The sequence below is a fragment of the Streptomyces sp. DSM 41931 genome (genome assembly GCF_050271085.1).
GTDB classification, from domain to species: domain Bacteria; phylum Actinomycetota; class Actinomycetes; order Streptomycetales; family Streptomycetaceae; genus Streptomyces; species Streptomyces albogriseolus.
On the sequence record NZ_CP189902.1, the window covers coordinates 423,093 to 445,596 of the forward strand.

Annotated in this window: 22 protein-coding genes and 1 pseudogene; 10 read left to right on the top strand and 13 right to left on the bottom strand. The window is 74.2% G+C overall.

Annotation, left to right across the window (positions count from 1 at the left end; translation table 11 throughout):
• Positions 1-4 precede the first annotated feature (4 nt).
• From ACP7TJ_RS02020 to ACP7TJ_RS02030, 3 genes are all read right to left on the bottom strand, one after another.
• Positions 5-1,243, bottom strand: coding sequence for an MFS transporter (locus ACP7TJ_RS02020; RefSeq protein ID WP_318296032.1), 1,239 nt, complete (start codon positions 1,241-1,243; stop codon positions 5-7).
• Positions 1,244-1,586: 343 nt separating this feature from the next.
• Positions 1,587-2,120, bottom strand: coding sequence for a DoxX family protein (locus ACP7TJ_RS02025; RefSeq protein WP_093769880.1), 534 nt, complete (start codon positions 2,118-2,120; stop codon positions 1,587-1,589).
• An 85-nt stretch (positions 2,121-2,205) separates the two neighbouring features.
• Positions 2,206-2,529 (bottom strand): hypothetical protein, encoded by a 324-nt coding sequence (locus ACP7TJ_RS02030; protein ID WP_093769881.1) that lies wholly within the window; start codon positions 2,527-2,529, stop codon positions 2,206-2,208.
• A gap of 150 nt (positions 2,530-2,679) precedes the next feature.
• Here ACP7TJ_RS02030 and ACP7TJ_RS02035 point away from each other — a divergent pair, with 150 nt between their 5' ends.
• The gene (locus ACP7TJ_RS02035; RefSeq protein WP_427761869.1) at positions 2,680-3,561 is read left to right on the top strand and encodes a fructosamine kinase family protein; all 882 of its coding nucleotides are present in this window, start codon (positions 2,680-2,682) and stop codon (positions 3,559-3,561) included.
• Positions 3,562-3,577: 16 nt separating this feature from the next.
• On the opposite strand, the gene ACP7TJ_RS02040 is transcribed toward ACP7TJ_RS02035, so the two are convergent.
• The 3 genes from ACP7TJ_RS02040 to ACP7TJ_RS02050 form a co-directional block, all read right to left on the bottom strand.
• Positions 3,578-5,233, bottom strand: coding sequence for a catalase (locus tag ACP7TJ_RS02040; RefSeq protein WP_189911598.1), 1,656 nt, complete (start codon positions 5,231-5,233; stop codon positions 3,578-3,580).
• 249 nt (positions 5,234-5,482) lie between these two features.
• Complete coding sequence (locus tag ACP7TJ_RS02045) at positions 5,483-6,259, bottom strand: alpha/beta fold hydrolase (protein WP_093769884.1); 777 nt, start codon at positions 6,257-6,259, stop codon at positions 5,483-5,485.
• 257 nt (positions 6,260-6,516) lie between these two features.
• Positions 6,517-7,998 carry a PucR family transcriptional regulator gene (locus ACP7TJ_RS02050; RefSeq protein ID WP_093769885.1) on the bottom strand — a complete coding sequence of 494 codons (1,482 nt, stop codon included), beginning with the start codon at positions 7,996-7,998 and terminating at the stop codon, positions 6,517-6,519.
• Positions 7,999-8,103: 105 nt separating this feature from the next.
• On the opposite strand from ACP7TJ_RS02050, the gene ACP7TJ_RS02055 reads away from it, so the two are divergent.
• The 3 genes from ACP7TJ_RS02055 (at position 8,104) to ACP7TJ_RS02065 (ending at position 11,100) form a co-directional block, all read left to right on the top strand.
• Positions 8,104-8,724 carry an L-threonylcarbamoyladenylate synthase gene (locus ACP7TJ_RS02055; protein WP_167744317.1) on the top strand — a complete coding sequence of 207 codons (621 nt, stop codon included), beginning with the start codon at positions 8,104-8,106 and terminating at the stop codon, positions 8,722-8,724.
• Between the two features lie 27 nt (positions 8,725-8,751).
• Complete coding sequence (locus ACP7TJ_RS02060; protein WP_093769886.1) at positions 8,752-9,507, top strand: dienelactone hydrolase family protein; 756 nt, start codon at positions 8,752-8,754, stop codon at positions 9,505-9,507.
• 87 nt (positions 9,508-9,594) lie between these two features.
• Positions 9,595-11,100: a metallophosphoesterase family protein gene (locus ACP7TJ_RS02065; RefSeq protein ID WP_370162571.1), complete on the top strand. Its 1,506-nt coding sequence runs from the start codon at positions 9,595-9,597 to the stop codon at positions 11,098-11,100.
• A gap of 7 nt (positions 11,101-11,107) precedes the next feature.
• Here the strand turns inward: ACP7TJ_RS02065 and ACP7TJ_RS02070 are convergent, their stop codons facing one another.
• The gene (locus tag ACP7TJ_RS02070) at positions 11,108-12,082 is read right to left on the bottom strand and encodes a TauD/TfdA dioxygenase family protein (protein WP_367549691.1); all 975 of its coding nucleotides are present in this window, start codon (positions 12,080-12,082) and stop codon (positions 11,108-11,110) included.
• Between the two features lie 170 nt (positions 12,083-12,252).
• On the opposite strand from ACP7TJ_RS02070, the gene ACP7TJ_RS02075 reads away from it, so the two are divergent.
• Positions 12,253-13,083, top strand: coding sequence for an aldo/keto reductase (locus ACP7TJ_RS02075; protein WP_266544192.1), 831 nt, complete (start codon positions 12,253-12,255; stop codon positions 13,081-13,083).
• 18 nt (positions 13,084-13,101) lie between these two features.
• Positions 13,102-13,203, top strand: a pseudogene (locus ACP7TJ_RS02080) (DNA polymerase ligase N-terminal domain-containing protein); the annotation flags it as partial.
• 35 nt (positions 13,204-13,238) lie between these two features.
• Here the strand turns inward: ACP7TJ_RS02080 and ACP7TJ_RS02085 are convergent.
• From ACP7TJ_RS02085 to ACP7TJ_RS02100, 4 genes are all read right to left on the bottom strand, one after another.
• The gene (locus ACP7TJ_RS02085) at positions 13,239-15,593 is read right to left on the bottom strand and encodes a SpoIIE family protein phosphatase (RefSeq protein ID WP_401628115.1); all 2,355 of its coding nucleotides are present in this window, start codon (positions 15,591-15,593) and stop codon (positions 13,239-13,241) included.
• Positions 15,594-15,657: 64 nt separating this feature from the next.
• A complete protein-coding gene (locus tag ACP7TJ_RS02090; RefSeq protein ID WP_093769891.1) occupies positions 15,658-16,125 on the bottom strand; it encodes a peroxiredoxin in 468 nt (155 codons plus the stop codon).
• The gene (locus ACP7TJ_RS02095) at positions 16,122-16,502 is read right to left on the bottom strand and encodes a hypothetical protein (protein WP_167744322.1); all 381 of its coding nucleotides are present in this window, start codon (positions 16,500-16,502) and stop codon (positions 16,122-16,124) included. The genes ACP7TJ_RS02090 and ACP7TJ_RS02095 overlap by 4 nt, the downstream gene beginning before the upstream one ends.
• 70 nt (positions 16,503-16,572) lie before the next feature.
• Positions 16,573-17,076: a MarR family winged helix-turn-helix transcriptional regulator gene (locus ACP7TJ_RS02100; protein WP_427761875.1), complete on the bottom strand. Its 504-nt coding sequence runs from the start codon at positions 17,074-17,076 to the stop codon at positions 16,573-16,575.
• A 146-nt stretch (positions 17,077-17,222) separates the two neighbouring features.
• Between ACP7TJ_RS02100 and ACP7TJ_RS02105 the strand changes: the two genes are divergently transcribed.
• From ACP7TJ_RS02105 to hemC, 3 genes are all read left to right on the top strand, one after another.
• Positions 17,223-18,203, top strand: coding sequence for an ATP-dependent DNA ligase (locus ACP7TJ_RS02105; RefSeq protein ID WP_093769945.1), 981 nt, complete (start codon positions 17,223-17,225; stop codon positions 18,201-18,203).
• 181 nt (positions 18,204-18,384) lie between these two features.
• Positions 18,385-19,161: an NPP1 family protein gene (locus ACP7TJ_RS02110; protein ID WP_427761876.1), complete on the top strand. Its 777-nt coding sequence runs from the start codon at positions 18,385-18,387 to the stop codon at positions 19,159-19,161.
• Positions 19,162-19,241: 80 nt separating this feature from the next.
• Positions 19,242-20,177 (top strand): hydroxymethylbilane synthase, encoded by a 936-nt coding sequence (gene hemC, locus ACP7TJ_RS02115; RefSeq protein ID WP_167744326.1) that lies wholly within the window; start codon positions 19,242-19,244, stop codon positions 20,175-20,177.
• Between the two features lie 19 nt (positions 20,178-20,196).
• Here the strand turns inward: hemC and ACP7TJ_RS02120 are convergent, their stop codons facing one another.
• The gene (locus ACP7TJ_RS02120; protein WP_427761878.1) at positions 20,197-20,718 is read right to left on the bottom strand and encodes a hypothetical protein; all 522 of its coding nucleotides are present in this window, start codon (positions 20,716-20,718) and stop codon (positions 20,197-20,199) included.
• Positions 20,719-21,171: 453 nt separating this feature from the next.
• On the opposite strand from ACP7TJ_RS02120, the gene ACP7TJ_RS02125 reads away from it, so the two are divergent.
• Positions 21,172-21,966, top strand: coding sequence for an RNA polymerase sigma factor SigF (locus ACP7TJ_RS02125; RefSeq protein WP_093769897.1), 795 nt, complete (start codon positions 21,172-21,174; stop codon positions 21,964-21,966).
• Between the two features lie 16 nt (positions 21,967-21,982).
• Here the strand turns inward: ACP7TJ_RS02125 and ACP7TJ_RS02130 are convergent, their stop codons facing one another.
• Positions 21,983-22,309: an ANTAR domain-containing protein gene (locus ACP7TJ_RS02130; protein WP_093769898.1), complete on the bottom strand. Its 327-nt coding sequence runs from the start codon at positions 22,307-22,309 to the stop codon at positions 21,983-21,985.
• Positions 22,310-22,504: the final 195 nt, after the last annotated feature.

The window sequence follows — 22,504 nt, forward strand, 5'->3', positions numbered from 1 at the left end:
GGGGTTACGCCGCCGTCTGCAGCGCCGGCTGCGGTGCCGGGGCCTTCGCCGGCAGGGCGACCGGGTTCACCGTCCGGCGGCGGTGCAGGACATGGCCCGACGCGATGGACGCGGCGATGACCGCGCCGCCCGTGATCAGGGCGCCGCGCGGGCCCGCCAGTTCCATGAGGAGGCCGAGGGCCGGGGGGCCGCCCAGGCCCCAGACCGTGCCGATCGAGCCCCACACGCCCAGAACGCGCCCGCGCAGGTGCGCGGGCGGGTCGGTCTGGAGGACCGCCGTGCCCGCGGTGTCGGAGACGGACTCGACCACGGCCATGGGGAGGACCAGGACCAGCAGCACCGCCAGGGAGGGCGACAGCCCGGCCGCGATCTGCAGCAGCGCCCCGGTCGCGGCGAGCGCGCCGACCAGGCGGACCGAGGGGCGGCGCAGGCGTGCGCCCAGGACCGCGCCGACGATGCCGCCGGCGGCGAGGACGGTGGACACCGTGCCGAAGGCTCCCGCCCCGCCCGCGAGCGGGCCGGTGACGAGGACGGCGAGGGTGAGGCCGTAGTTGCGGCCGAAGACCGCCGCGATGCCGGTCACCCCGGCGAGCGCGAGCAGCCGCGGGCGGCGGACGAAGAAGGCCAGGCCCTCGCGGACGCCCATGTCGGACGTGGAGCGCCGGGCCGCCCGCCCGGTGACCTGCCGGACCGCGCCCGCCGCCGGGCGCAGGAACGGGATGACCGCCGTCACGAAGAGGAAGGAGAAGCCGTTGGCGAAGTAGGCCGCCGCCGTGCCGAGGAAGCCGACCGTCACGCCGGCCAGGGCCGCGCCCGCGAGCCGCCCCGCGTTGAAGACCAGCGCGCCGACGCCGATGGCGGAGGGCAGGTCCTCGGCGGGGACGAGGTCGTTGCCGAGCAGGGCGCAGGCCGGGTTGTCGACGGTGGCGACCATGCCGGTGACGGCGGCCAGCACCATCAGGGTGGTCATGTCGAGCCGGTCCAGCGCCACCAGGGTGGCCGTGGTGAAGGCGATGACGGCCAGCAGGGCCTGGCTGACGGCGGCGGTCAGCCTGCGCGGCCAGCGGTCGACGGCCGCGCCGCCGAGCACGCTCATCAGCAGGGCCGGGGCCGCCTGGACGGACATGGACAGGCCGGTGGCCGCGGCGGACCCGGTGATCTGGAGGACCAGCAGGTTCTGCACGGTCAGCTGCATCCAGGTACCGGCGTTGGACACGAAGTTCGCGACGGACCACCAGCGCATGCCGCGGTGCCGGAGGGAACGCCAGGGCGACCGGGATCCGGCCTGGGCGGGGGAGGGTGTGGAAGACACGGTGCGCTACTCGGGGAGGAGCCCCACGGGGCTCGGCTGAGTGGGCGCGGGAAGGCGGACGCCGGCTGCGCTGCGCGGCGGTTCCCGGCGCCGGATCGGGCGCGCACCATCGTGGCAGAAGGGACCCCCGAGTCCTTTCCACCGCGTCAGCGCCCGGGAGGGACCCGGGGGTCAAGAAACCGCACCCGCGCGGCACTTGGCCACGCGAGTGCGGTTGCTCACAGAGAGGTTTGCGGGACGGATCCGCGGGCAGAGCCCCCGGCCCCGCTCCCGGTCAGTGGGACAGCTTGGCGCGGGCGCGTCCGGCCGCCGCGGCGGGTCCCGCGCCGGCCTTGAAGGCGCGCCGGGCGATGTGGGCCTCGCGGCGAAGGTCGTGGGCGGCGTGCCGGCCGCGCCACAGCACCGAGGGCCGGGACCCGGTGTCGTCCGCCGCGATCAGCAGCCCGCCGAGCAGGCCGAGGTTCTTGAGGAAGTGGATCCGGTGCTGGGACTTGTCGCCGGCGTCCTCCTCCTCCCAGAAGCGGTGCGCGGCGAGCGTGGTGGGCACGAGGGTGGCGGCGATCGCGAGGGCGGCCGGGCGGGACATCCGTCCGGTGGCCAGCAGCAGTCCGGCGGCGACCTGGACGGCGCCGTTCAGCCGCACGGAGTCCTCGGTGCGGTCCGGCAGTGCGCTGATGCGGCCGGTGACCGGCCGCACCACGGGCTCCGCCAGCCCGGCGACCCGGTGGGGGTTGCGGAGGGTGTCCAGTCCGCCCGCGATGAAGATCGACGCCAGCATCGGCCGGCCGAGGACGCGCAACAGGCTCATGTCCTTCTCCTGGAGTGTGGAGGGTACGGTGCGCCGGGTTCCCCGCCGGGCGGGGAGCATGCGGCGGGGGCAGGCGGCGGGGCCGTCACCAGAAGCGGGTGGTGAGGGCGGGCCGGCGGACCGCCTCGACGGCGTCGCGCAGGCACAGGGCGACGCCGATGGTGGCGCGCAGCACCGAGGGCCGTACGCTCTGCGCGGTCTCGGTGGCCAGGACCAGCAGGCAGCTCGCCGCCTGTTCGACCACGGAGACCGGGAGGGTGCAGTCGTCGGCGGCGGCCGCGCGGAACGCCTTCAGCGGGACACCCGCTCCGTCGACCGTCCGCCGGGCGGCCTGTTCCAGGTACGGGACGGCCTGTTCGCAGAGTGTGGCGGGCAGGGTGAGGGTGCGCTGGAACGATGAACTGGTCATATTCAGAGTGCTCCCACGGCGTGGCGCGCCCGCATCGGGCGGCGCGGGTTTTTCACCGTCCCGCGTGAGCGTCCGCCGGGTCCGTGCCGGGCTCGTACGCTGGGCGGACCGCACACCGCCGAGCGCACCGCGATGCCGAGGAGGCCGCCGATGCCCCTGTCGTCCCCCGCGTCCGGCGACGAGAGCCCCGGCGCCGTGGCGGCGCGGCTGACCGGACGGGCGGTGACCGGGCTGCGGCCGCTGTCCGGTTCGCTCGCCGAGGCCGCCCTGGACGACGGCCGCACGGTGATCGTGAAGCGCGCCGAGGACGCGGAGGCGGCGCGCGCCGAGGCGGCCGGACTGCGCTGGCTGGCGGAGGCGGACGCGACCCCGGTGCCGCGGGTGCACGGCCGGGAGGAGGCGTGGCTGGTGCTCGACCGGGTGCGGGAGGGGCGTCCGGGCCGGGAGGCGGCGCTGCGGTTCGGGCGTGAACTGGCCGGCCTGCACACGGCCGGCGCGCCCGCGTTCGGGGCGCCGCCGCCGGGCGGTCCTGTGGAGGCGTTCATCGGGCTCGCCCCGATGCGCAACGTCACCGGCGACGACTGGCCGACCTGGTACGCCGAGCACCGCGTACTGCCGTATCTGCGCCGTGCGGTCGACGCGGGCACGATGGACGCCGGCGAGGCGGCGGTGGTCGAGCGGGTCTGCGCGCGGCTGCCCGGGCTGGCGGGGCCCGCCGAGCCGCCCGCGCGGCTGCACGGCGACCTGTGGAACGGCAATGTGCTGTGGGGCGCGGACGGCAGGGTGCGGCTCATCGACCCGGCCGCGCACGGCGGGCACCGGGAGACCGACCTGGCCATGCTGGCGCTGTTCGGCTGCCCGCTGCTGGACGCCGTGCTGGAGGGCTACCAGGACGTGGCGCCGCTCGCCGCGGGGTGGCGGACACGCGTCGGCGTGCACCAGCTGTTCCCGCTGCTGGTGCACGCCGTGCTGTTCGGCCGGGGCTACGCCGGGCAGGCGCTCGCGGCCGCCCGTTCCGCCCTGTCGCTGTGATCCCCCGGCGGGGTCCTCAGCGGGTCACCACGTGCCGCTCGTCGGGCACGCAATGGGTCATGGTCAGCCCCGTCACGTCGCGCGGGGGGTTGTCGCCGAGGCTGGCGAGCCGCTTGCGGTCCTCCTCGGTGAGGGTCTGGCCCTCCAGCGGCTCCAGGTGGGCGACGTCCTCCGGCATGATGCCGAGGCCCTCGCCGACCCGGCGGCCCAGGTCGTTCTCGACCAGCAAAAAGTGCCACACCATGCGCTCCTGCACCGGCCGGTCGCACTGCGACAGCAGGTCGGTGAAGTTCTTCACCAGGTCGTCGCGCTCCCAGTCCTCCAGCAGCAGGTAGCGCTGGCCGGCCTGGAGGTAGTCGTTGGTGCGCTCGATCCGCTTGCGGGTGAGCCGGCCGCGGATCTCCGGGCCCTGCTCGTCGTGCGTCGGGTAGTGGCCCTCCCGCAGACCGCCCGTGATGGACGGCTCGTAGTTGACGTGGCTGTTGTCCCCGCCGTCCACGTGGTAGGCCATCTGGCCGTCGCGCTGGTTGGTGCGCACCTCCGCGTGCTTGGGCTGGTTGACCGGCAGCTGGAGGTAGTTGGGGCCGACCCGGTAGCGCTGGGTGTCGCTGTAGGAGAAGGTCCGGCCGACGAGCATCTTGTCGTCGGAGAAGTCCAGGCCGTCGACGAGGACGCCGGTGCCGAAGGAGATCTGCTCGTTCTCGGCGAAGTAGTTGTCCGGCATCCGGTTGAGCACCATCCTGCCCACCGGCTTCGGCGGGAAGTCCTGCTCAGGCCAGGTCTTGGTGTCGTCCAGCGGGTCGAAGTCCAGCTCCGGGTGCTCGTGGTCGTCCATCATCTGGACGAGCAGCTCCCACTCGGGGTGGTCGCCGCGCTCGACGGCCTCGTAGAGGTCCTTGGTGGCGTGGCCGAGACCCTGTGCCTGGACGTTGGCGGCGTCCTCCTCGGTCATGGAGCGCACGCCCTGCTTGGGCATCCAGTGGTACTTGACCAGCTTGGTGTTGCCCTCCGCGTCGACCCACTTGTACGTGTTCACGCCGAAGCCCTGCATGTGGCGGTAGTCCGCCGGGATGCCGCGCGGGCTGAACAGGTTGACGAGCATGTGCATCGACTCGGGCGTCTGCGACATGAAGTCGAAGATGCGGCGCGGCTGCTGCTCGAAGGTGACCGGGTCGGGCTTGAGGGCGTGGATGACGTCGGGGAACTTGATGGCGTCCCGGATGAAGAAGACGCCGAGGTTGTTGCCGACGAGGTCCCAGTTGCCGTCCTCGGTGTAGAACTTCACGGCGAAGCCGCGCGGGTCGCGGGCGGCCTCGGAGGAGTCCCGGCCGCCGATGACGGTGGAGAAGCGGACGGCGAGGTCGGTGCGCTTGCCCGCCTCCTGGAACAGCTTGGCGCGCGTGTAGCGGGAGATCGGCTCGTCGCCCCACGTGCCGTACGCCTCGAAGTAGCCGTACGCGGTGACGCCGCGGGCGTGCACGACGCGCTCGGGGATGCGCTCCCGGTCGAAGTGGCTGATCTTCTCCAGGAACTGGTAGTTCTCCAGCGTGGCCGGGCCGCGGGAGCCGACGGTGCGCTGGTTCTGGTTGTCGTAGACCGGGTGGCCCTGCCGGTTGGTGAGTACCTTGCGGTCGTCGCCGGTAGCGGGGCCCTGACTCGCGGTGTCCGTCATGATTCGCTGGGCTCCTTGCGCTGTCGCTTCTGGCCGGTGACGGACCGGGGCACGGCGGCTCCGGGCCGTCGGCCGGTTCCTGGGAGCGGCCCGGGTACCCGGAGCCGCGGCGTCATGCACGCGTACGCTGCCCCCGCTCACGGCGAAGGCCGGGCGCGCGGGCGTGTACGAGGCCCATGCTGCCCCCGATCGGGACGGGCGGCGACCGGAGCGCTGCGGAGCGTGACGGCCCTGGGGCGGCCGGCGGACCTACGGGCGGGCGAGGAAGCGGTCCAGGACCGCGGTGAGGCCCTCGGGCCGCTCGAGGGGCAGTTCGTGTCCGGCGTCCAGGACGCGGATCTCGGCGTCCTGGTATCCCGTGGCGAGGCGCAGCATCTGCCGGACGGGGAGCTGGACGTCGTGGTAGCCGTGCACCATCAGGGTCGGCACGCGGATCTCTCCGGCCCGGTCGAGGACGTCGAAGGCGCGCATCGCCGCGTACAGGGTCATGACCACCTCGCGGGGCGTGGACGCCGAGGCGCGGATGTACTTCTCGACCTCGTCGCGGGGGTGGCCCGGTCCGAACGCGCGCCGGATGTTGGCGGCGACGAACAGCTTGAACGGCACCAGCGTGGACGCGGCCATCAGCAGCCCGCGCGCCCGGCTGTACGTCATGCGGCCGATGGAGTTGACCAGGACCAGGCGTTCCACCCGTCCGGGGTGGGTGAGCGCGAGGGTCTGGGCGGTCATGCCGCCCATGGAGTGGCCGACGGGGATGAAGCGGTCGACGCCGAGGTGGTCCAGGAGGGCGACCACGTCCCGGGCGAGGGCGTCGATGGTGGGCGCGCCCGCGCCGGTGCTCTCGCCGTGGCCGCGCAGGTCGAGGCGGATCACCCGGCGGTGCGGGGAGAAGTGGGCCGTCTGGTGGTCCCAGCGGTGCCGGTCGGCGGTCCACCCGTGGATGAGGACCAGGGGCGTGGGGGCGGAGTCGCGGGGGCCTTCGTCGTCGTAGGCCAGTTCGGCGCCGTCGACCGTGAACCGCGCCATGGGGGCCTCGCCTTCGAAGTGCCTGCCGTTACCGGTCGGTAGGGTAGCGGCGGGCGGGCCCGTGCGACAGTGCGGGGCGGCGGAAGAACGCGTGCGGGCACGACAGAGGGCGGGGGTGCGACCGGTCCCCCGTTCCGGTCGTACCCCCGCCGTGGCTCGAAACTATGCAAGACGAGGCCGGTCTGTGTACCGCGCCGGTGCCCGCTGCACGGGTCCACGGCACTCACCTGTGCACAGGTGAGTCCGAATCGCCCGGTTCACTCCCCCGCGAAGAACGGCTGCTCCAGGTCGCCGACCGCCAGATGGGCCAGGGCGACCTCGTAGAGATCGGTCCCGGCGGCCAGGAGCTGCCGTTCCAGGACCGGTTCCGCGCTGCGGACGTGCTCGCGCACGGTCTGGGCGTGCACGCGGAGGGTCTGCGCCGCCCGCTCGGCGTTGGCCCCGGCGGCGATCCAGGTGCGCAGGGTGCGGCGCACGTTGCGCGGGTCGTCGTCGAGGCGGCCCAGCAGCTCCTGCGCCCAGGACGCGACGGCCGGTCCTGACAGCAGCTCGGTCAGGCACCGCGCGCTCGCCGCGGAGTCGGCGGCCCCCTGACCGTCCAGCAGGTTGATCTGGGTGTGCAGCGCCAGATGCACGACGGCCCGTACGGTCACGTCGTCGAAGTCGACGCCGAGCATGGACTCCACGCGGTCCATGCGGGCGCGCACGGTGTTGCGGTTGACGCCGAGGATCTTGGCGGTGGCGACGGCGGTGAACTCCAGGCCGAGCCGGGTGGTGGCGAGCAGTTCGGCGCGGGTGTGGTGGGGCAGCGCGTCGAGCGGGCGCAGCACCCGCGCCGCCCAGGTGCGCAGCGCCGCGGGGTCCATCAGCCGCTCGGGGTGGGTGCGCTCGGCGTACACCGCCGTCTTGTCCGGCCGGAAGCGGGCCACGGCCAGCGCGCTGACGGCCTGTCCGTAGGCGGTGGCGGTGCGTGCCAGGCTCTGCCAGACGCTCCCGCCGACGAAGGTGTCGGGGTGACGCTCCACCAGGGACCGCAGGTCGCCTGCGGTGGCCTCGCGCGGGCCGAGGACGATCACATGGCCGTCGACGGCCGGGCACCGCACCACCAGCGCCTCCTCCCGGGTGCGTTCGATGCACTCGGCCGCCAGCCGGTCGCGTACGGAGGGGTCGCACTCCAGGACGTAGACGCAGGCGGTCTCGGCGTCCAGCAGTCCCGGCCAGAGTCCGGCGGCGACCCGGCGCGCGGAGACGGTGTCCTCGACCATCAGCAGCTGGAGGATCGCCAGCCGCAGGTCGGCGGTGGCCCGCAGGAGCCGGACGCCGGCCGCCTGCGTCTCGTGGGCGGTGAGCAGCAGTTCGAGCACCTGTGCGGTGTGCGTGACGACGTCCGAGGCGTGCCGGTCGAAGGGCGTGCCGCGGGAGACCGCCAGCACGCAGGCGCCCGTGGGGTGCCTGATGCGCACCATGCGCAGATGGCGTCCGTCCCCGTCCCACGCGGCGGACGCGATCCGGCCGGAGGCGACGTCCGCGGCGAGCGCCTCGTCCAGGGGCAGCGGGGTCCCGGCGAGCAGCCCGCCCGCGCCGTCGCGGAGGGCCGCCTCCGCACGCACCGCGCCGGCCAGCCAGTCCACGACCCGGCGCACGTCACGCCCGGCCGGCCGCAGGTGTTCCAGCAGTTCACGCGCCCACCCCGGACGCTCCGCCGCCGCCCCGTGCGCCGTGTCCTTTCCGCCCGTCACCTCGGCCTTCCCCTCGTCTCCTCGCCCTGTGGCCCGGACGGGGGACGTTACCCCACGGGCCGGTGCGGCTCATCCCGGCGCGACGGGTCGGCATAAGCTCGGTGAATGGCCAAGTACTTCGACGTGCACCCCGACAACCCCCAGCCGCGCACCATCGGTCAGATCGCCGCCGCCGTCCGCGACGACGCGCTGATCGCGTACCCCACGGACTCCTGCTACGCGCTGGGCTGCCGTCTGGGCAGCCGCACCGGCATCGACCGGATCCGCACCATCCGCAAGCTGGACGACCGGCACCACTTCACCCTGATGTGCCGCGACTTCGCCCAGCTCGGCCAGTTCGTACGGATCGACAACGACGTCTTCCGCGCGGTGAAGGCGTCCACCCCGGGCCGCTACACGTTCATCCTGCCCGCGACCAAGGAGGTGCCGCGCATGCTGCAGCACCCCAAGAAGAAGACCGTCGGCGTGCGCATCCCCGACCATGTGGTCACCCAGGCGCTGCTGGAGGAGCTGGGCGAGCCGCTGCTGTCCAGCACCCTGCTGCTGCCCGGGGAGGACGAGCCGATGACCCAGGGCTGGGAGATCAAGGACCGGCTCGACCATGTCGTGGACGCGGTCCTGGACTCCGGGGACTGCGGCACCGAGCCGACGACGGTGATCGACTTCTCCGGCGGCGAGGCGGAGATCGTGCGGGTGGGCGCGGGCGACGTCTCGCGCTTCGAGTGACGGCGAGTGACGGGAGGACGGCGCGACATGACGGACGTGGAGCGGACCGAGGTGCGCGTCCCCACCGAGGACGGGGCGGCGGACGCGTACCTGGCGCGTCCGGCGGACGGCGCGCCCCGGCCGGCGGTGCTCTGCCTCACCGACGCCTTCGGGGTGCGCCCGACGGTGCGGGAGGCGGCCGATCGCGTGGCGCGGGCCGGGTTCACCGTGCTGGTGCCGAACCTCTTCCACCGGCGCGGACCGGCCCCGGTGGTCGAGCTGCCCGGCTTCATCGACGCCGAGGCACGCGGCGAGCTGTTCCGCCGGCTCCGTCCGGCGCTGCGGGAGTTGACGCCTGAGCGGGCGACGGCCGACGCGGGCGCGTACCTGCGGTGGCTCGCCGCGCTGCCGGAGGCGGCGGACGGGCCGGTGGCGCTGGCCGGCTACTGCATGGGCGCGGGTCTCGCGCTGCGGGCGGCCGGCGCCTTCCCGGACCGGGTGGCGGCGGTGGCCGGGTTCCACGGCGGCCGGCTGGCGACGGACGACCCCCACAGCCCGCACCTGGCGGCGCCGCGGATCACCGCCGAGGTGTATCTCGGACACGCCGACGGGGACCCCTCGTTGCCGCCGGAGCAGATCGAGCGGCTGGAGAAGGCCCTGACGGACGCGGGCGTCCGGCACCGCTGCGAGGTGTACCCGGGGGCGGTGCACGGCTTCACCCAGTCCGACACGGCGTCGTACGACGAGGCGGCCGACGAGCGCCACTGGGCGGCGCTGCTGGACCTGTTGGACCGCGCCTTCTGAGTCGGCACGTCAACTCGGCGTCTCCGCAGCCAGGTTCACGCGGCCCCGCCCACCGTCCGTACGGGCCACCGTTGTTACGGTGCACGCGTGTCCGAATCCTCACGCGACACCGCCGAGGGCGCCGGCTGGGGCGTCTCCGAACGCGGTGAGTACATGCGGCTGGTGCCGCGCCAGGCCGAGAAGATCTCCTGGCTGGACCCGAGGCATCTGTGGGCCGCCCGCAACGGCGTCCTGGCTTCCTGGCTCGGGGACCCCACCGGGGAGGTCAGATCGCGCTGGGCGGCCCGTCGGGCGGCGGCCGGGGCGCCCGCCGACCGCGTGATCCGGCGCGACGGCCCGGACCGCTTCTCGTTCCTGGTGATCGGCGACACCGGCGAGGGCGGCGAGCCCCAGTACGCGGTCGTGCCCGGCCTGTTGAAGGAAGGCCGGGACACCGCCTTCGCCGTGCTCGCCAGCGACGTCATCTACCCGGTGGGCGGCGCCGACGACTACGGGCCCAAGTTCTTCCGGCCGTACCAGGACTACCAGGCGCCGGTCTACGCGATACCCGGCAACCACGACTGGTACGAGGACCTGGCCGGCTTCATGCGGGTCTTCTGCGACGAGACCGGGCCGCTGCCGCCCGCCCCCGCGCCGCGCCCCCTCACCCGCGCCTGGCTGCGGTCCCTGCTGTGGCACCGGCCCCGCCCCGGCGACGGCGAACGTCTCGACGAGGCACGGAAGCTGCGCTCCTCCCCCGCGCAGCAGGCGGTGCAGCCGGGCCCGTACTGGGCCGTCGACGCCGGGCCGATACGCATCGTCGGCATCGACACCGGACTGCTCGGGACGCTCGACGCCGAGCAGGGCGCGTGGCTGCGCGAGGTGTCCCGCGACCCGCGCCCGAAGATCCTGGTGACCGGCTCGCCCCTGTACGTGGACGGCGAGCACCATCCGTGCCCGATCGAGGGCGGCGGCACCGTCGACGACATCGTCCGCGACCCGGCCCACCGGTACGTGGCCTCGATCGGCGGCGACATCCACAACTACCAGCGCTACCCGGTGCGTCTGGACGACGGCCGCACCCTGCAGTACGTGGTGGCGGGCGGCGGCGGGGCGTTCACGCACGCCACCCACACCATCCCCCGGGTGGACGTCGCCGGGGTCACCGAGGCGGACTTCCGCTGCTACCCGCTGCGCGGCGACTCCCTCGCCTTCTACAGCGGGCTGTACGGGCGGCGGACGCGGCTGCGCCGGTTCTTCTCGCTGACCGAGGCGGAGGCCGCGGCGGTGATCGCCGAGCGCCTGGGCATCGGGCCGACCCGCGCGCCGGGCGCGCCGGTCCGGGTGACCCGCCGGATGCGGCTGGTCGCGGGGCTGCTCGGCACCGGACGCCGGCCGGACCGGGGGAAGCGGTTCCGGCTGCCGGTGCGCAAGGCGTACCAGTCGCTGTTCTCGCCCGGTTCGGCCACGTACAGCCCGCCGTTCTTCAAGTCCTTCCTGCGGATCGACGTGACCCCCCAGGCGCTGCGGCTGCGCTGCTTCGCGGCGACCGGGCAGCGGGCGCAGGAGGTCGCCCCGCCGGTGGAGGACGAGGTGACCGTCCCGCTGACGTGAGGCGTGCCTACCAGCGGCCCGGTGCGGTGCCGGTGAGAGGCTGCGAGGGCCGGCCGTCGACGCCGACGGGGACGTCCCCGGCGAGCATCACGCGATGCATGATCCGCGGGTGGTCCAGGTGGGCTGTGTCGCCGGGCGCGAGGTGGATGGTGGCCCGGTTGTCCCAGAACGCCACGGTGCCCGGCTCCCAGCGCAGCCGCACGGTGTACTCGGGCCGGGTGGCCTGCTCCAGCAGCATCTCCAGGATCGCCCGGCTCTCCGGGCGGGACAGGCCGGTGATCTGCTCGACGTAGTAGCCGTTGACGAACAGGATCCGCTCCCCCGTCTCGGGATGGACGCGCACCAGCGGGTGCTCGGTGGCGGTCTGGTGGTCCAGCAGATGGCGCAGGTAGGCGTCGTCACCGGGCCGGGGCTGGTAGCCCACGCCCAGCCGGTGCTCGGCGCGCAGCCGGTCGGCGAACTCCCGTACCGGGGCGGACAGTCCCGAGTAGGCGGCGGCCAGGTTGGCCCAGGTGGTGTCGCCGCCGTAGGGCGGCACGGTCTCGGCGCGCAGGATGGTCGCGGCGGGCGGGTCGACGCGGGCGCCGTGGTCGCAGTGCCAGCCGCGCAGCAGGGTGTGGCGGCGCCGCCGCAGCCACTCGTCGTGGTCCATGCCGTAGCGGCCGCCCAGTTCCAGGCGGTCGGCGGTGGTCTCGATCTCGGGGAAGTCCGCCGGGGAGGCGGAGCCCCGGCGGGGCAGGACGACCGGTTCGCCGAACCGGCGGGCCAGCGCCACATGTCCGGCGTGGTCCAGGCGCTGGCCGCGGAAGAAGACCACCTTCCAGCGCAGCACCGCCGCCCTGATCGCGGCGACCGTCTCCTCGTCGAGGTCCGCGGCGAGGTCGACGCCCGTGATGTCGGCCCCGATGTGCCCGGCCGCGGGGCGCACCTCCGGCTTCCCCGTGTGCCCCCGGTCCGTCCCGACGCGGCTGTCCGTCGTCATGCGTCCCACTCCGTCGCTCGTACCCGCCGGCCCCGGACGGACCGGCTCCCGGAAAGAGCGTGGCAGGGGAAACGGCCCCTGGCGACAGGGCGCCGGGCCCGTCCGGTTGATCGACGCCCCCGCGGTGGCCGACGCTGGAGGGGACGACACCGCGACCGGAGGGCCCTCCCGTGACGAGCATCCCGCAGCACACCCTCGACGACGGCACCACGATCCCCGCCCTGGGCCTGGGCACCTGGCCGATGGACGACGCCGAGGCGGAGCGGGCGGTGACCTCGGCCCTCCACGCCGGGTACCGCCTGATCGACACGGCGGCCAACTACCGCAACGAGACCGGCGTGGGGCGGGCCGTGGCCGGGGCAGGCGTCCCGCGCGAGGAGATCGTCGTGACGACGAAGCTCCCCGGCCGCCACCACGGCTACGAGGAGACCCTCGCCTCCTTCGAGGAGTCCCGCGCCCGGCTCGGCCTCGAGTACGTCGACCTGTACCTGATCCACTGGCCGCTCCCCCGCGTCGACCGGTACGTCGACTCCTGGAAGGCCATGGTCAAGCTCCGGGAGGACGGTCTGGTCCGCTCGATCGGCGTCTCCAACTTCACGCCCGCGCACATCGAACGTCTTGAGAAGGAGACCGGGGTGCTGCCCTCGGTCAACCAGGTCGAGCTGCACCCGTTCTTCCCCCAGGAGGAGCTGCGCGCCTACCACGCGGACAAGGGCGTGCTCACCGAGAGCTGGAGTCCTCTGGGCCGCGGTTCGCGGCTGCTGGACGACCTCGCGGTGGCCGCCGTCGCCGACGCGCACGGCGTCACCCCGGCGCAGGCGGTGCTGCGCTGGCACGTCCAGCTCGGCGCGGTGCCGGTACCGAAGTCGTCGGATCCCCAGCGGCAGCGCGCCAACCTGGACGTGTTCGGGTTCGAGCTGGACGACGCCCAGATGCGGACCCTCTCGGACCGGGCGCACCGGCGGATCGGCGGTGACCCGGAGGTGCACGAGGAGTTCTGACCGGGTACCCGGGGGCCGCTCGTGCAGATCCACGACGCCCGCCGGATGCACTTCGACTTCCGGCTCCAGGTGGGCGACGTGCTGAGGTCGTGGTCGGTGCCGAAGGGCCCGTCCGCCGAACGGCTGAGCCCCCGCGAGTCCTGAGGGGCGGCGGGTCAGCGGCGCGGGAGGGCCTGTTCCGCCCAGATGGTCTTGCCGCCGTCCGCCTGCCGGCTCCCCCAGCGCTGGGTGAGCTGCGCGACCAGCAGCAGCCCCCGGCCGCCCTCGTCGAAGGCGTGCGCCCGGCGCAGATGGGGCGAGGTGGAACTGGCGTCGGTCACCTCGCAGATGAGGGTGCGGTCGCGGATCAGCCGCAGCCGGATCGGGGGCTCCCCGTAGCGGACGGCGTTGGTGACCAGCTCGCTGACCACCAGTTCGGTGACGAAGGAGATGTCGTCCAGGCCCCAGGCGGACAGCAGGTCGAGCGCCCACTTCCGGACGGCGGCGACCTCCTCGGGGTCGGGTGCCACGTCCCGCGCGGCGACCTGCCCGGCGCCCAGCGCGCGGGTGCGGGCGAGCAGCAGGGCGACGTCGTCGCCGGGCTCCTCGGGCAGCACGTGCTTCAGCACGACGTCGCACAGGGCGTCCAGCGACTCCCTGGGCACCGTCAGGGCGCGGCAGAGCTCCTCCGTGGCGTGGTCGATGTCGCGGCCGCGGCCGGCGACCAGCCCGTCGGTGTAGAAGGCGACGACGCAGCCCTCCGGCAGCTTCAGCTCGGTCGCCTCGAACGGCATGCCGCCGACGCCCAGCGGCGGTCCCGCGTTCAGCGGCACGAGCCGGCAGGTGCCGTCGGGCAGCAGCAGGGCGGGCGCGGGGTGCCCGGCGGCGGCCACCGTCAGCAGGCGGGAGACGGGGTCGTAGACGGCGTACAGGCAGGTGGCGCCGAGTTCCGGGATGTCGATGCGGTCGTCGGCGGTGAGATGGGTGACCAGGTCGTCGAGGTGGGTGAGCAGTTCCTCAGGCGGCAGGTCGACGTCCGCGAGGGTGCGCACGGCCGTGCAGAGCCGGCCCATGGTGGCCGTGGAGGGGATGCCGTGTCCGACGACGTCCCCCACGACCAGGGCGACGCGGGTGCCGGACAGCGGGATGACGTCGAACCAGTCGCCGCCGATGCCCGCGGCGGACGCGGTGGGCAGGTACCGGTGGGCGATCTCGACGGCGGCCTGCCCGGGCCGCACCTTGGGCAGCAGGCTGTTCTGGAGGGTCAGGGCGGTGGCGCGTTCCCGGGCGAAACGGCGGGCGTTGTCCACGCTCACGGCGGCCCGGCCGGCGATCTCCTCGGCCAGGACGGCGTCGTCCTCGGCGAACTTCTCGGGGCGGAGGTTGCGCAGGGCAATCGCGACGCCGAGCGTGGTGCCGCGGGCGAGCAGCGGCACGGCGAGCTCCGCGTGGATGCGGGAGGCCCGTGCCGCCGGCGTCCGGAGGGACTGCGGCTCGCGCTCGGCCATCCAGCGGTCGAAGCCGTCCTCGCCCGCCCGGGCGAGCACGGCTCTGCCCTCGCGCAGCGCCCTGGCGGGCGGCGAGTAGGGCGGGTAGGCGTCGGTGCGGCCGAGGGGGACGACCGTGGCGGGTGCGTCCGGTCCCGCGGAGGCGTGCGCCACGCGGCGCATCACGATGTCGGGGTCCTCCCGCGGCGGGGGCGCCTCCGCGTCGAGCACCCAGTCGAGCAGGTCGACCGCGGCGAAGTCGGCGAATTCCGGCACCAGCAGCGCCACGAGCTCCTCGGCGGTGCGGACGGCGTCCAGGGTGGTGCCGAGGGCGGTGGTGGCCTCGTCGATCAGGGCCAGCCGGCGCCGGGCCCGGTGCTGCTCGGAGCCGTCCAGGCCGGCCAGCGCGGTGCCGATCACCCGGCCGGCGGTGTCGCGCAGCGGCCACATCTCCACGTCCCACGCGTGCTGGTCCGGGTCGTCGGCGGCCTGGCCGTAGCTCTCGTCGCGCAGAGCGCGGCCGGTCTCGGCGACCGTGCGCATGGTCCGGTCGATGGAGCGGGTGCGCTCGCTGGGGCCCGCGGCGTCCAGCAAGGAACGGCCGAGCAGGGACTCCTCGGAGCCGCCCATGGCCTCGCAGGCGGCGGCGTTGAGCCGGACGAAGCGGTGCTCGGCGTCGAACACGGAGATGGGCAGGGACGACTGCTCGAAGGCCCGGCCGGCCGTCGACGCCTCCCGCGCGCCGGCGGGCGCGGCGGTGATCACGTACCCGGCGGTCTCGTTCCCGGGCCCGTCGAGGGGGCACACCGCGATCCGGAGCGTCAGCGCGTGGCCGTCGCGGTGACGCACCGTGACGGCTCCCTCGGGCAGGGGCGGACGGCCGGGCGGGGTCTCCCCGCTGCCCGGCTCCCCGGCGAGCAGGTCCCGCACGGGACGTCCCACGGCCTCGTCGGCGGCGAACCCGGTCAGCCGCCGGGCTCCCTCGCTCCACCCCGTCACGACGCCGCGGGCATCGACGGTCAGCGCGGCGGAGGCGTCGTCCATTGGTCCAGGATCGACCCGCGGCCGTCGCCTCTCAACCGCGGCGGGTGCCGGGACGGGGGCCGCCTCAGCCCCGGTGGGCGCGCAGGGCGGCGAGCGCCTTGTCCGCGTGGGCGTTCATGCGCAGCTCGCTGCGAACGACCTCCAGCACGGTCCGGTCCTGGCCGATGACGAAGGTGGCCCGCTTGGCCGGGGCCACGGAGATGCCCCGCCTGACGCCGAACATCTCGCGGATCGCGCCGTCGGCGTCGGACAGCAGCGGCATGCCGAGGGTGTGCCGTCCGGCGAACTCGGCCTGGCGTTCCACGGGGTCCGCGCTGACGCCGACCGGGCGGGCGCCCACCTCCGCGAACTCGGCGGCGAGGTCGCGGAAGCGGCAGGCCTGCGCGGTGCAGCCGGGGCTCAGGGCGGCGGGGTAGAAGAACAGCACCACCGGGCCGTCGGCGAGCAGTCCGGACAGCCGGCGGACGGTGCCGGTCTCGTCGGGCGCGGCGAAGTCCTCGACCGTGTCGCCCTTCTCGACGCGCGCGCTCATGCCGTGCCCTCCGCGCCCTTGGCGACGCCGCGCGCCCACAGCACGAGCGGCACCTGAAGCGGCAGCCGGCCGAAGGCGGCGGCGCGCTGCGGGGCGGGGCGGTGACGCCAGTCGACGGCCATCTTCACGTTGGCGGGGAACACCCCGACGAAGAACGCCGCCGCGGCCAGGGCGGCGGCCTTGCGGGTGCGGGGCAGCGCCACCCCGGCGGCCAGCGCCAGCTCGGCGGCGCCGCTGGCGTACGTCCAGGCGCGGGGCGAGCCGGGCAGGGAGCGCGGGACGATGTGGTCGAACTGGCGGGGCGCGGCGAAGTGCGCGGTGCCCGCGGCGGCCAGCAGGCCGGCGAGCAGCAGGGGTGAGCGTGCGGACCGTGACACGGTTCCTCCTCCGACGACTGCCGCGCACGTTACCGGACGGTAAGGCGGCAGCCGCACGGGAGGGCGGGGCTCAGTCCGCCGGGGACCCGGCGTCCGTCCCGGCCGCGTGGGCGAAGAAGTCGTCGACCATGCGGTGGAAGAGCGTGGCCAGCCGGCGCAGGTCCTCCTCGGACCAGTGGGCGAGGGCGGTCTGCATGCCGCGGACCCCGGCCTCGCGGATGCGGGCGATCGCCTCGCGGCCGGCGTCGGTGAGCTCGATGCGCTGGGCGCGGCGGTCGTCCGGGTCGGGGACGCGGACGACGTGGCCGGACCTCTCCAGATGCTGCACCGTGCGCGTGACGTGCGACGCCTCCACGCCGAGCCGCGCCGCCAGCTCCCCCGGCCGCATCGGCTCGGCGTCGGCCATCTTGCGCAGCAGCGCCGCCTCGGCCCGGTCCAGCGGTACGCCCGCCGCGGCCGTCAGCCGCTCGTGCTGCCGGGCGCGCGAGCTGAGGTAGGTGATGCGGTACAGCGCGCGCTCGATCTCGACCACCTCCGGGGAGGCGGAGACGTCGGAGGGCGGGGGCGTGGACATGAGCCCATTTTACCATCTCATTACGTAACTCAATCAACTGAGCTGCGGGGAACGGAGCGCTCCACTCAGCCCCGCCGGGCGCTCCGTTCGGGCGAAACAGCGAGGCCGGACGCGTGCGGCCGGGCGGCGGCGTCCACACCTCACCCGTGACCCTGCCGCTGATCCCGCCGATGCTCGCCACGCCCGGCCGGCTGCCGCCCCCGGCGGCGGACGCGCGCTGGGCGTACGAGACCAAGCAGGACGGACAGCGGGCGGTGCTCTACCTCCCGGGCGACGGGAGCATCGTGCTGCGCGCCCGGTCCGGCCAGGACATCACCGGCGCGTATCCCGAGCTGCGTCCGCTGGCGACCGCGCTCGGGTCCCGGCCGGCCGTGCTGGACGGGGAGATCCTCGCCCTCGACGCGCAGGGCCGGGCCAGCTTCCAGCTGCTCCAGTCGCGGATGGGCCTGGCCCACTCCCCCGCGCGGGCGGCCCGCCGGGCGGAGACGGTGCCGGTGCATCTCATCCTGTTCGACGTGATGCACCTGGACGGCCGCTCGCTGCTCCGCGAGCCGTACGTCCGCCGCCGCGAGGAGCTGCTGGACCTCGGGCTCGACGGGCCGTTCTGGTCCACCCCGGCCGCGATCGTCGGCCACGGCGCGGAGGCGCTGCGGGCCACCGTCGAGCACGGCCTGGAGGGGCTGGTCTGCAAGCGGCTTGACTCGGTGTACGAGCCGGGGGTCCGCTCCCGCGCCTGGATCAAGATCCGCAACATGCGCAGCGAGGACGTGCTGGTGGGCGGCTGGCTGCCGGGCAAGGGCCGGCTGACCGGACTGCCGGGCGCCGTCCTGGTCGGGCAGCGGGCGGGGGGCCGGCTGCGCTACGTCGGCGGCGTGGGCACCGGCTGGAGCGAGGCCGAACGCACCGAGCTGGCCGCGCTGCTGAAGGCCGCGGCGACCGACGTCTGCCCCTTCGACCCGCCGCCCGCCGTCCCGGACGCCCGCTGGGTGGTGCCCCGGCTGGTGGGCGAGGTGCGCTACAGCACCCGCACCCGGGAGGGCATGCTGCGCCAGCCGTCCTGGCTCCGCCTCCGGCCCGACCTGGCGCCCGAGGACGCGGCGGCCGACCTCCCCGACGACCTGGCGTGACCCGGGGGCGGCCCCGTCCCGCCCGGTCCGCGCGCCCCCGGTGACACGCACGCACCTCTGACACGCAACGCACGCACCTCTGACACGCCCGCCCTCTTGGCATGGGCACGTCCGACCGGGATGCTGTGAACTCCCCAGCCCCCCACAGCCGTTGGGCTGCGCCTGTCCCGAGGAGGACGCAGTGTCGCCGAGCAAGTCCCGTACGCACGCAAGGAGATGGCTGACCGGCCTGGCCGGCGCCGCCACCCTGGTCGTCGCCTCCCCCGCCACGGCCTTCGCCGCGCCCCCGCCCGCGCTCCCCGCGAACGCCGACGCCCTGGAGAGCACCTACCAGCCGGCCTACGACTACGACACGGACGGCTGCTACTCCTCCGCGGCGATCGGACCGGACGGCGCCGTCAACCCCGGACTGAAACCGACCGGCGCCCTCAACGGCGACTGCCGTGACGCCTCCGACCTGGACAACACCAACGGCTACGCGCGCGCCAAGTGCAACAACGGCTGGTGCGCGGTGGTCTACGCGCTCTACTTCGAGAAGGACCAGGCCCTCCCCGGTGTCAGCCTCGGCGGCCACCGCCACGACTGGGAGCACGTCGTGGTGTGGGTGCAGAACGACACCGTGCAGTACGTGGCGACGTCCAACCACGGCTCGTTCACGATCCACCCCCGCTCGTCCGTCCGCTTCGAGGGCACCCACCCGAAGGTCGTCTACCACAAGGACGGCATCAGCACCCACTGCTTCCGCCTGGCCGGCGCGGGCGACGAACCGCCCGAGAACCACAAGGGTTCCTGGCAGTACCCGCCGCTGGTCGGCTGGAACGGCTATCCGCCGGGGCTGCGCGAGAAGCTCGTCGCCCACGACTTCGGCAGCGCCCACTTCGGCCTGAAGGACGGCAGCTTCGCCGCGCACCTCGCCGAGGCCAAGCCGTCCGGCATCCCCTTCGACCCGAACGGATGACACGGATGGGCGAGTTGACGTCCGGGGCCGCGACGCCGTGTCCCCGGCGCCGGGAGGCGACGGGGGTCTATCGTGACGCCATGGCCGTCCCGGAACTGATCCGTATCGTCTCCCGCGACTCGCCCATGGCGCTCGCCCAGGTGGAGCGCGTCCGCGCGGAGTTGACCGCAGCCCACCCCGGGGTGCGCACCGAGGTCGTCCCGGTGCGCACGACCGGGGACAAGTGGCTGGGCGATCTGTCGCAGGTGGAGGGCAAGGGCGCGTTCACCAAGGAGGTGGACGCCGCGCTGCTGGCCGGTGAGGCGGACCTCGCGGTGCACTGCGTGAAGGACGTCCCCGCCGACCGGCCGCTCCCGGCGGGCACCGTGTTCGCCGCGTTCCTGGAGCGGGACGACGTCCGCGACGCGCTGGTCCACCCGGAGGGCCTCACCCTGGACGAGCTGCCGCCCGGCACCCGGGTCGGCACCTCGTCGGTGCGCCGGGTCGCGCAGCTCGCCGCCACCCACCCGCAGCTGCGCTGCGTGCCGCTGCGCGGGAACGCCAACCGGCGGCTGGCGAAGCTGGCGGAGGGCGAGGTGGACGCGCTGCTGCTGGCGGCCGCGGGTCTGGAGCGGATCGGCCGCAGCGACGTGATCAGCGAGGTGCTGTCCCCGGACGTGATGCTGCCGCCGGTCGGCGCGGGCGTCCTGGCCCTGCAGTGCCGGGAGGGCGACACCGGTCTGATCGAGGCGGCCGCCGTCCTCAACCACCCTGACACACACCGCGAGACGACCGCCGAGCGGATGCTGCTGCACGTCCTCCAGGGGCACTGCAACAGCCCGATCGCCGGGCTCGCCCGCGTGGACCGCAGCGGTGAACTGTCCTTGCGCGCCTGCGTGTTCACCCCGGACGGCAAGACCCGGCTGAACGCCCACGAATGGGCGGGACGGCTGGACCCGGCGACGCTCGGCACGTCGGTCGCCGTGGCGCTGCTGCGCCAGGGCGCCCGCGAGGTCATCGACGGCATCCCGCACTGAACCCCCCGGGACGGGCGGGTCAGGCGGTGCCCTCCTCCGCCTGCTCCTGAAGGAACAGGCTCACCTGCTGGGCGAGGCTTTCGCGGGCCGCCCCGGCGGTCGCCCCCGGCGGGGGTTCGAGCACGCCGACGCCGCCCGTCCACAGCCGGCGTCCGGCCCACTCCTCGTCGGCGCGCAGCTGCACCTGGACGTCGATCTGCGCCAGGGACGCCTCGGGCGCGGCCGCGTAGAGCACGGCGGTGGCGCGGCGCAGCGGATGGACGTCGAATCCCTCGATGAATTGCGAGTTGCGCCAGTCGATGAATGCGCTCTCGCCGTCGGGGCCGGTCCGCAGATCGATCTGACCGTCCTCGAGGTGAATGCACACAGGGCGCTCGCCCCGGTTCTCCACGGTCACCCGGACCCGGAAGTACGACAGCCCTTCGGCGGCGTCGTCCCGCCCGCGCGGCGGGTCGCCCGCTTCCAGACGATGGACGCGGACCCGCAGACCGGCATGCTCGTCGTACTCCTGCCAGTCCCCGACCACGTTCGGCTCGTCCACAGTGCACCTCTCGACCTCTGTCCGCTGCTTCCTATCTGTGGGCTCAGCGCACTGTCAAATGCACGGAATGCGCTGTGGTCAGGCAGTTCGCCCGATCTGATCGCCGATCAAGCGCTGCGCAGGAGGAATCGTCCGGCCGGGCCGCCGACGCGCCGCGGGGGCGTGCCGTACATCACGTCCGGCGCGGTGGCCGCCCCCGCACCGGCGACGCCGCGGCCCCTTCCCCGCCGGCGCGGTCCCGCACCCGCGTCCCGGCCTGCCGCCTTTCACCCCCCGAATTCTCTCGATTCCGCAGCGTGCGTATTTCCGGAATTCAACGGAACGCGGTCGCGACGTTTTTCCGGGAGCCGTTTTGAAATCGCTGCGCACCGGGAAAGGAATTCTCAGTGCTTCGGACAGGAGGCACGTCCGTGTTCTGTCCATCCGGCACCCGCTCAGGGAGGTGCGCGCGTGATGCGTACCGTCAGTCCCAGGAAGCCCCACTCCCATGACGACGCCCCCGAGACGACCCGTGACTTCGAGCGTCTGGCCGGTCTGCCCGACGGGCCGGAGCGCCGGAGGCTGCGCGACGAACTGGTCACGGCGTGGCTGCCGATGGCCGAGCGCATCGCCGTCCGGTTCCGGGGCCGCGGAGAGGCACTGGAGGACCTGTACCAGGTGGCGGCCCTGGGTCTGGTGAAGGCCGTCGACCACTACGACCCGGCGCGCGGCAACGCCTTCGAGGCGTACGCGGTCCCGACCGTCACCGGCGAGATCAAGCGCCACTTCCGCGACCACATGTGGAGCCTGCACGTGCCGCGCCGGGTGCAGGACCTGCGCAACCGGGTGCGCACCGCGGCGAAGGAGCTGTCGCAGACCACGCCCGGGCGGGCGCCCACGGTCGCCGAGATCGCCGCGCACGCCCGGCTGACGGAGGACGAGGTGCGCACCGGGTCGGAGGCCCTGGAGTGCTTCTCCGCGCTCTCGCTGGAGGCGGAGATGCCGGGCACCGACGGGTACGCCCTGGGCGACTCGATCGGCGGCCCGGACCCGGCGTACGACGCCGTCGTGGACCGGGTGGCGGTGCGGCCGTGTCTGGAGGCGCTGCCGGAGCGCGAGCGGCTCATCCTCTACCTGCGCTTCTTCAAGGGGATGACGCAGAGCGGCATCGCCGACCAGCTGGGCATCTCCCAGATGCACGTCTCCCGCCTGCTGAGCAGCTGCTTCGCGCAGGTGCGCGAGGAGCTGGCGTCGGCCGACGGCTGCTGACCGCCCAGGGCTCCGGTCAGGGCTCCGGGGGGACGTCAGGGAGGCGGGTGGGGCCGAGCCGGTCGAGGGTCTCCTCGAGGACCGTGCGGACCTCGGCGGGCAGCGCGCCCGTGCGGCCCCAGACGAGGATCATGTCCGCGATGCTGCGCAGCTTGATGTTGGTCCGCTGGGACACCTCCTTCAGGACCGTCCAGCCCTGGTCGGGCGAGACCCGCCCGAGTGCGACGATCATGCCGATGGCCTGGTCCACCACCGCGTGCGAGACGACCGCGTCCTTCAGCTGCTGGACTTCTTCCTCCAGCTGGAGGATCCGGTTCGCGCCCCCGTCCGTGGGCATGGTCACCTCCGGTTCCGGTGTGCCGCTGCCGCGGCGCCTTCGCCCCATGCTTGAGTGCCTTCACCCGGTGTCCGATTCCTCCATGGTCACCACTCAGGCCGCCCCCTGCCACCGGGATGGCCCACGGGTGGCCGGGGTCACCGTTTCGGGGTCGCCGCCGGGGTACTCGGCAGGCGCCCGGGCCGGTGCCCCACGGACACT

Coding starts and splice junctions, on each gene's coding strand:
- ACP7TJ_RS02020 (WP_318296032.1), bottom strand. CDS start 1,243: ATGCGCTGGTGGTCCGTCGCGAACTTCGTGTCCAACGCCGGTACCTGG.
- ACP7TJ_RS02025 (WP_093769880.1), bottom strand. CDS start 2,120: ATGAGCCTGTTGCGCGTCCTCGGCCGGCCGATGCTGGCGTCGATCTTC.
- ACP7TJ_RS02030 (WP_093769881.1), bottom strand. CDS start 2,529: ATGACCAGTTCATCGTTCCAGCGCACCCTCACCCTGCCCGCCACACTC.
- ACP7TJ_RS02035 (WP_427761869.1), top strand. CDS start 2,680: ATGCCCCTGTCGTCCCCCGCGTCCGGCGACGAGAGCCCCGGCGCCGTG.
- ACP7TJ_RS02040 (WP_189911598.1), bottom strand. CDS start 5,233: ATGACGGACACCGCGAGTCAGGGCCCCGCTACCGGCGACGACCGCAAG.
- ACP7TJ_RS02045 (WP_093769884.1), bottom strand. CDS start 6,259: ATGGCGCGGTTCACGGTCGACGGCGCCGAACTGGCCTACGACGACGAA.
- ACP7TJ_RS02055 (WP_167744317.1), top strand. CDS start 8,104: ATGGCCAAGTACTTCGACGTGCACCCCGACAACCCCCAGCCGCGCACC.
- ACP7TJ_RS02060 (WP_093769886.1), top strand. CDS start 8,752: ATGACGGACGTGGAGCGGACCGAGGTGCGCGTCCCCACCGAGGACGGG.
- ACP7TJ_RS02070 (WP_367549691.1), bottom strand. CDS start 12,082: ATGACGACGGACAGCCGCGTCGGGACGGACCGGGGGCACACGGGGAAG.
- ACP7TJ_RS02085 (WP_401628115.1), bottom strand. CDS start 15,593: ATGGACGACGCCTCCGCCGCGCTGACCGTCGATGCCCGCGGCGTCGTG.
- ACP7TJ_RS02090 (WP_093769891.1), bottom strand. CDS start 16,125: ATGAGCGCGCGCGTCGAGAAGGGCGACACGGTCGAGGACTTCGCCGCG.
- ACP7TJ_RS02100 (WP_427761875.1), bottom strand. CDS start 17,076: ATGTCCACGCCCCCGCCCTCCGACGTCTCCGCCTCCCCGGAGGTGGTC.
- hemC (WP_167744326.1), top strand. CDS start 19,242: ATGGCCGTCCCGGAACTGATCCGTATCGTCTCCCGCGACTCGCCCATG.
- ACP7TJ_RS02125 (WP_093769897.1), top strand. CDS start 21,172: ATGCGTACCGTCAGTCCCAGGAAGCCCCACTCCCATGACGACGCCCCC.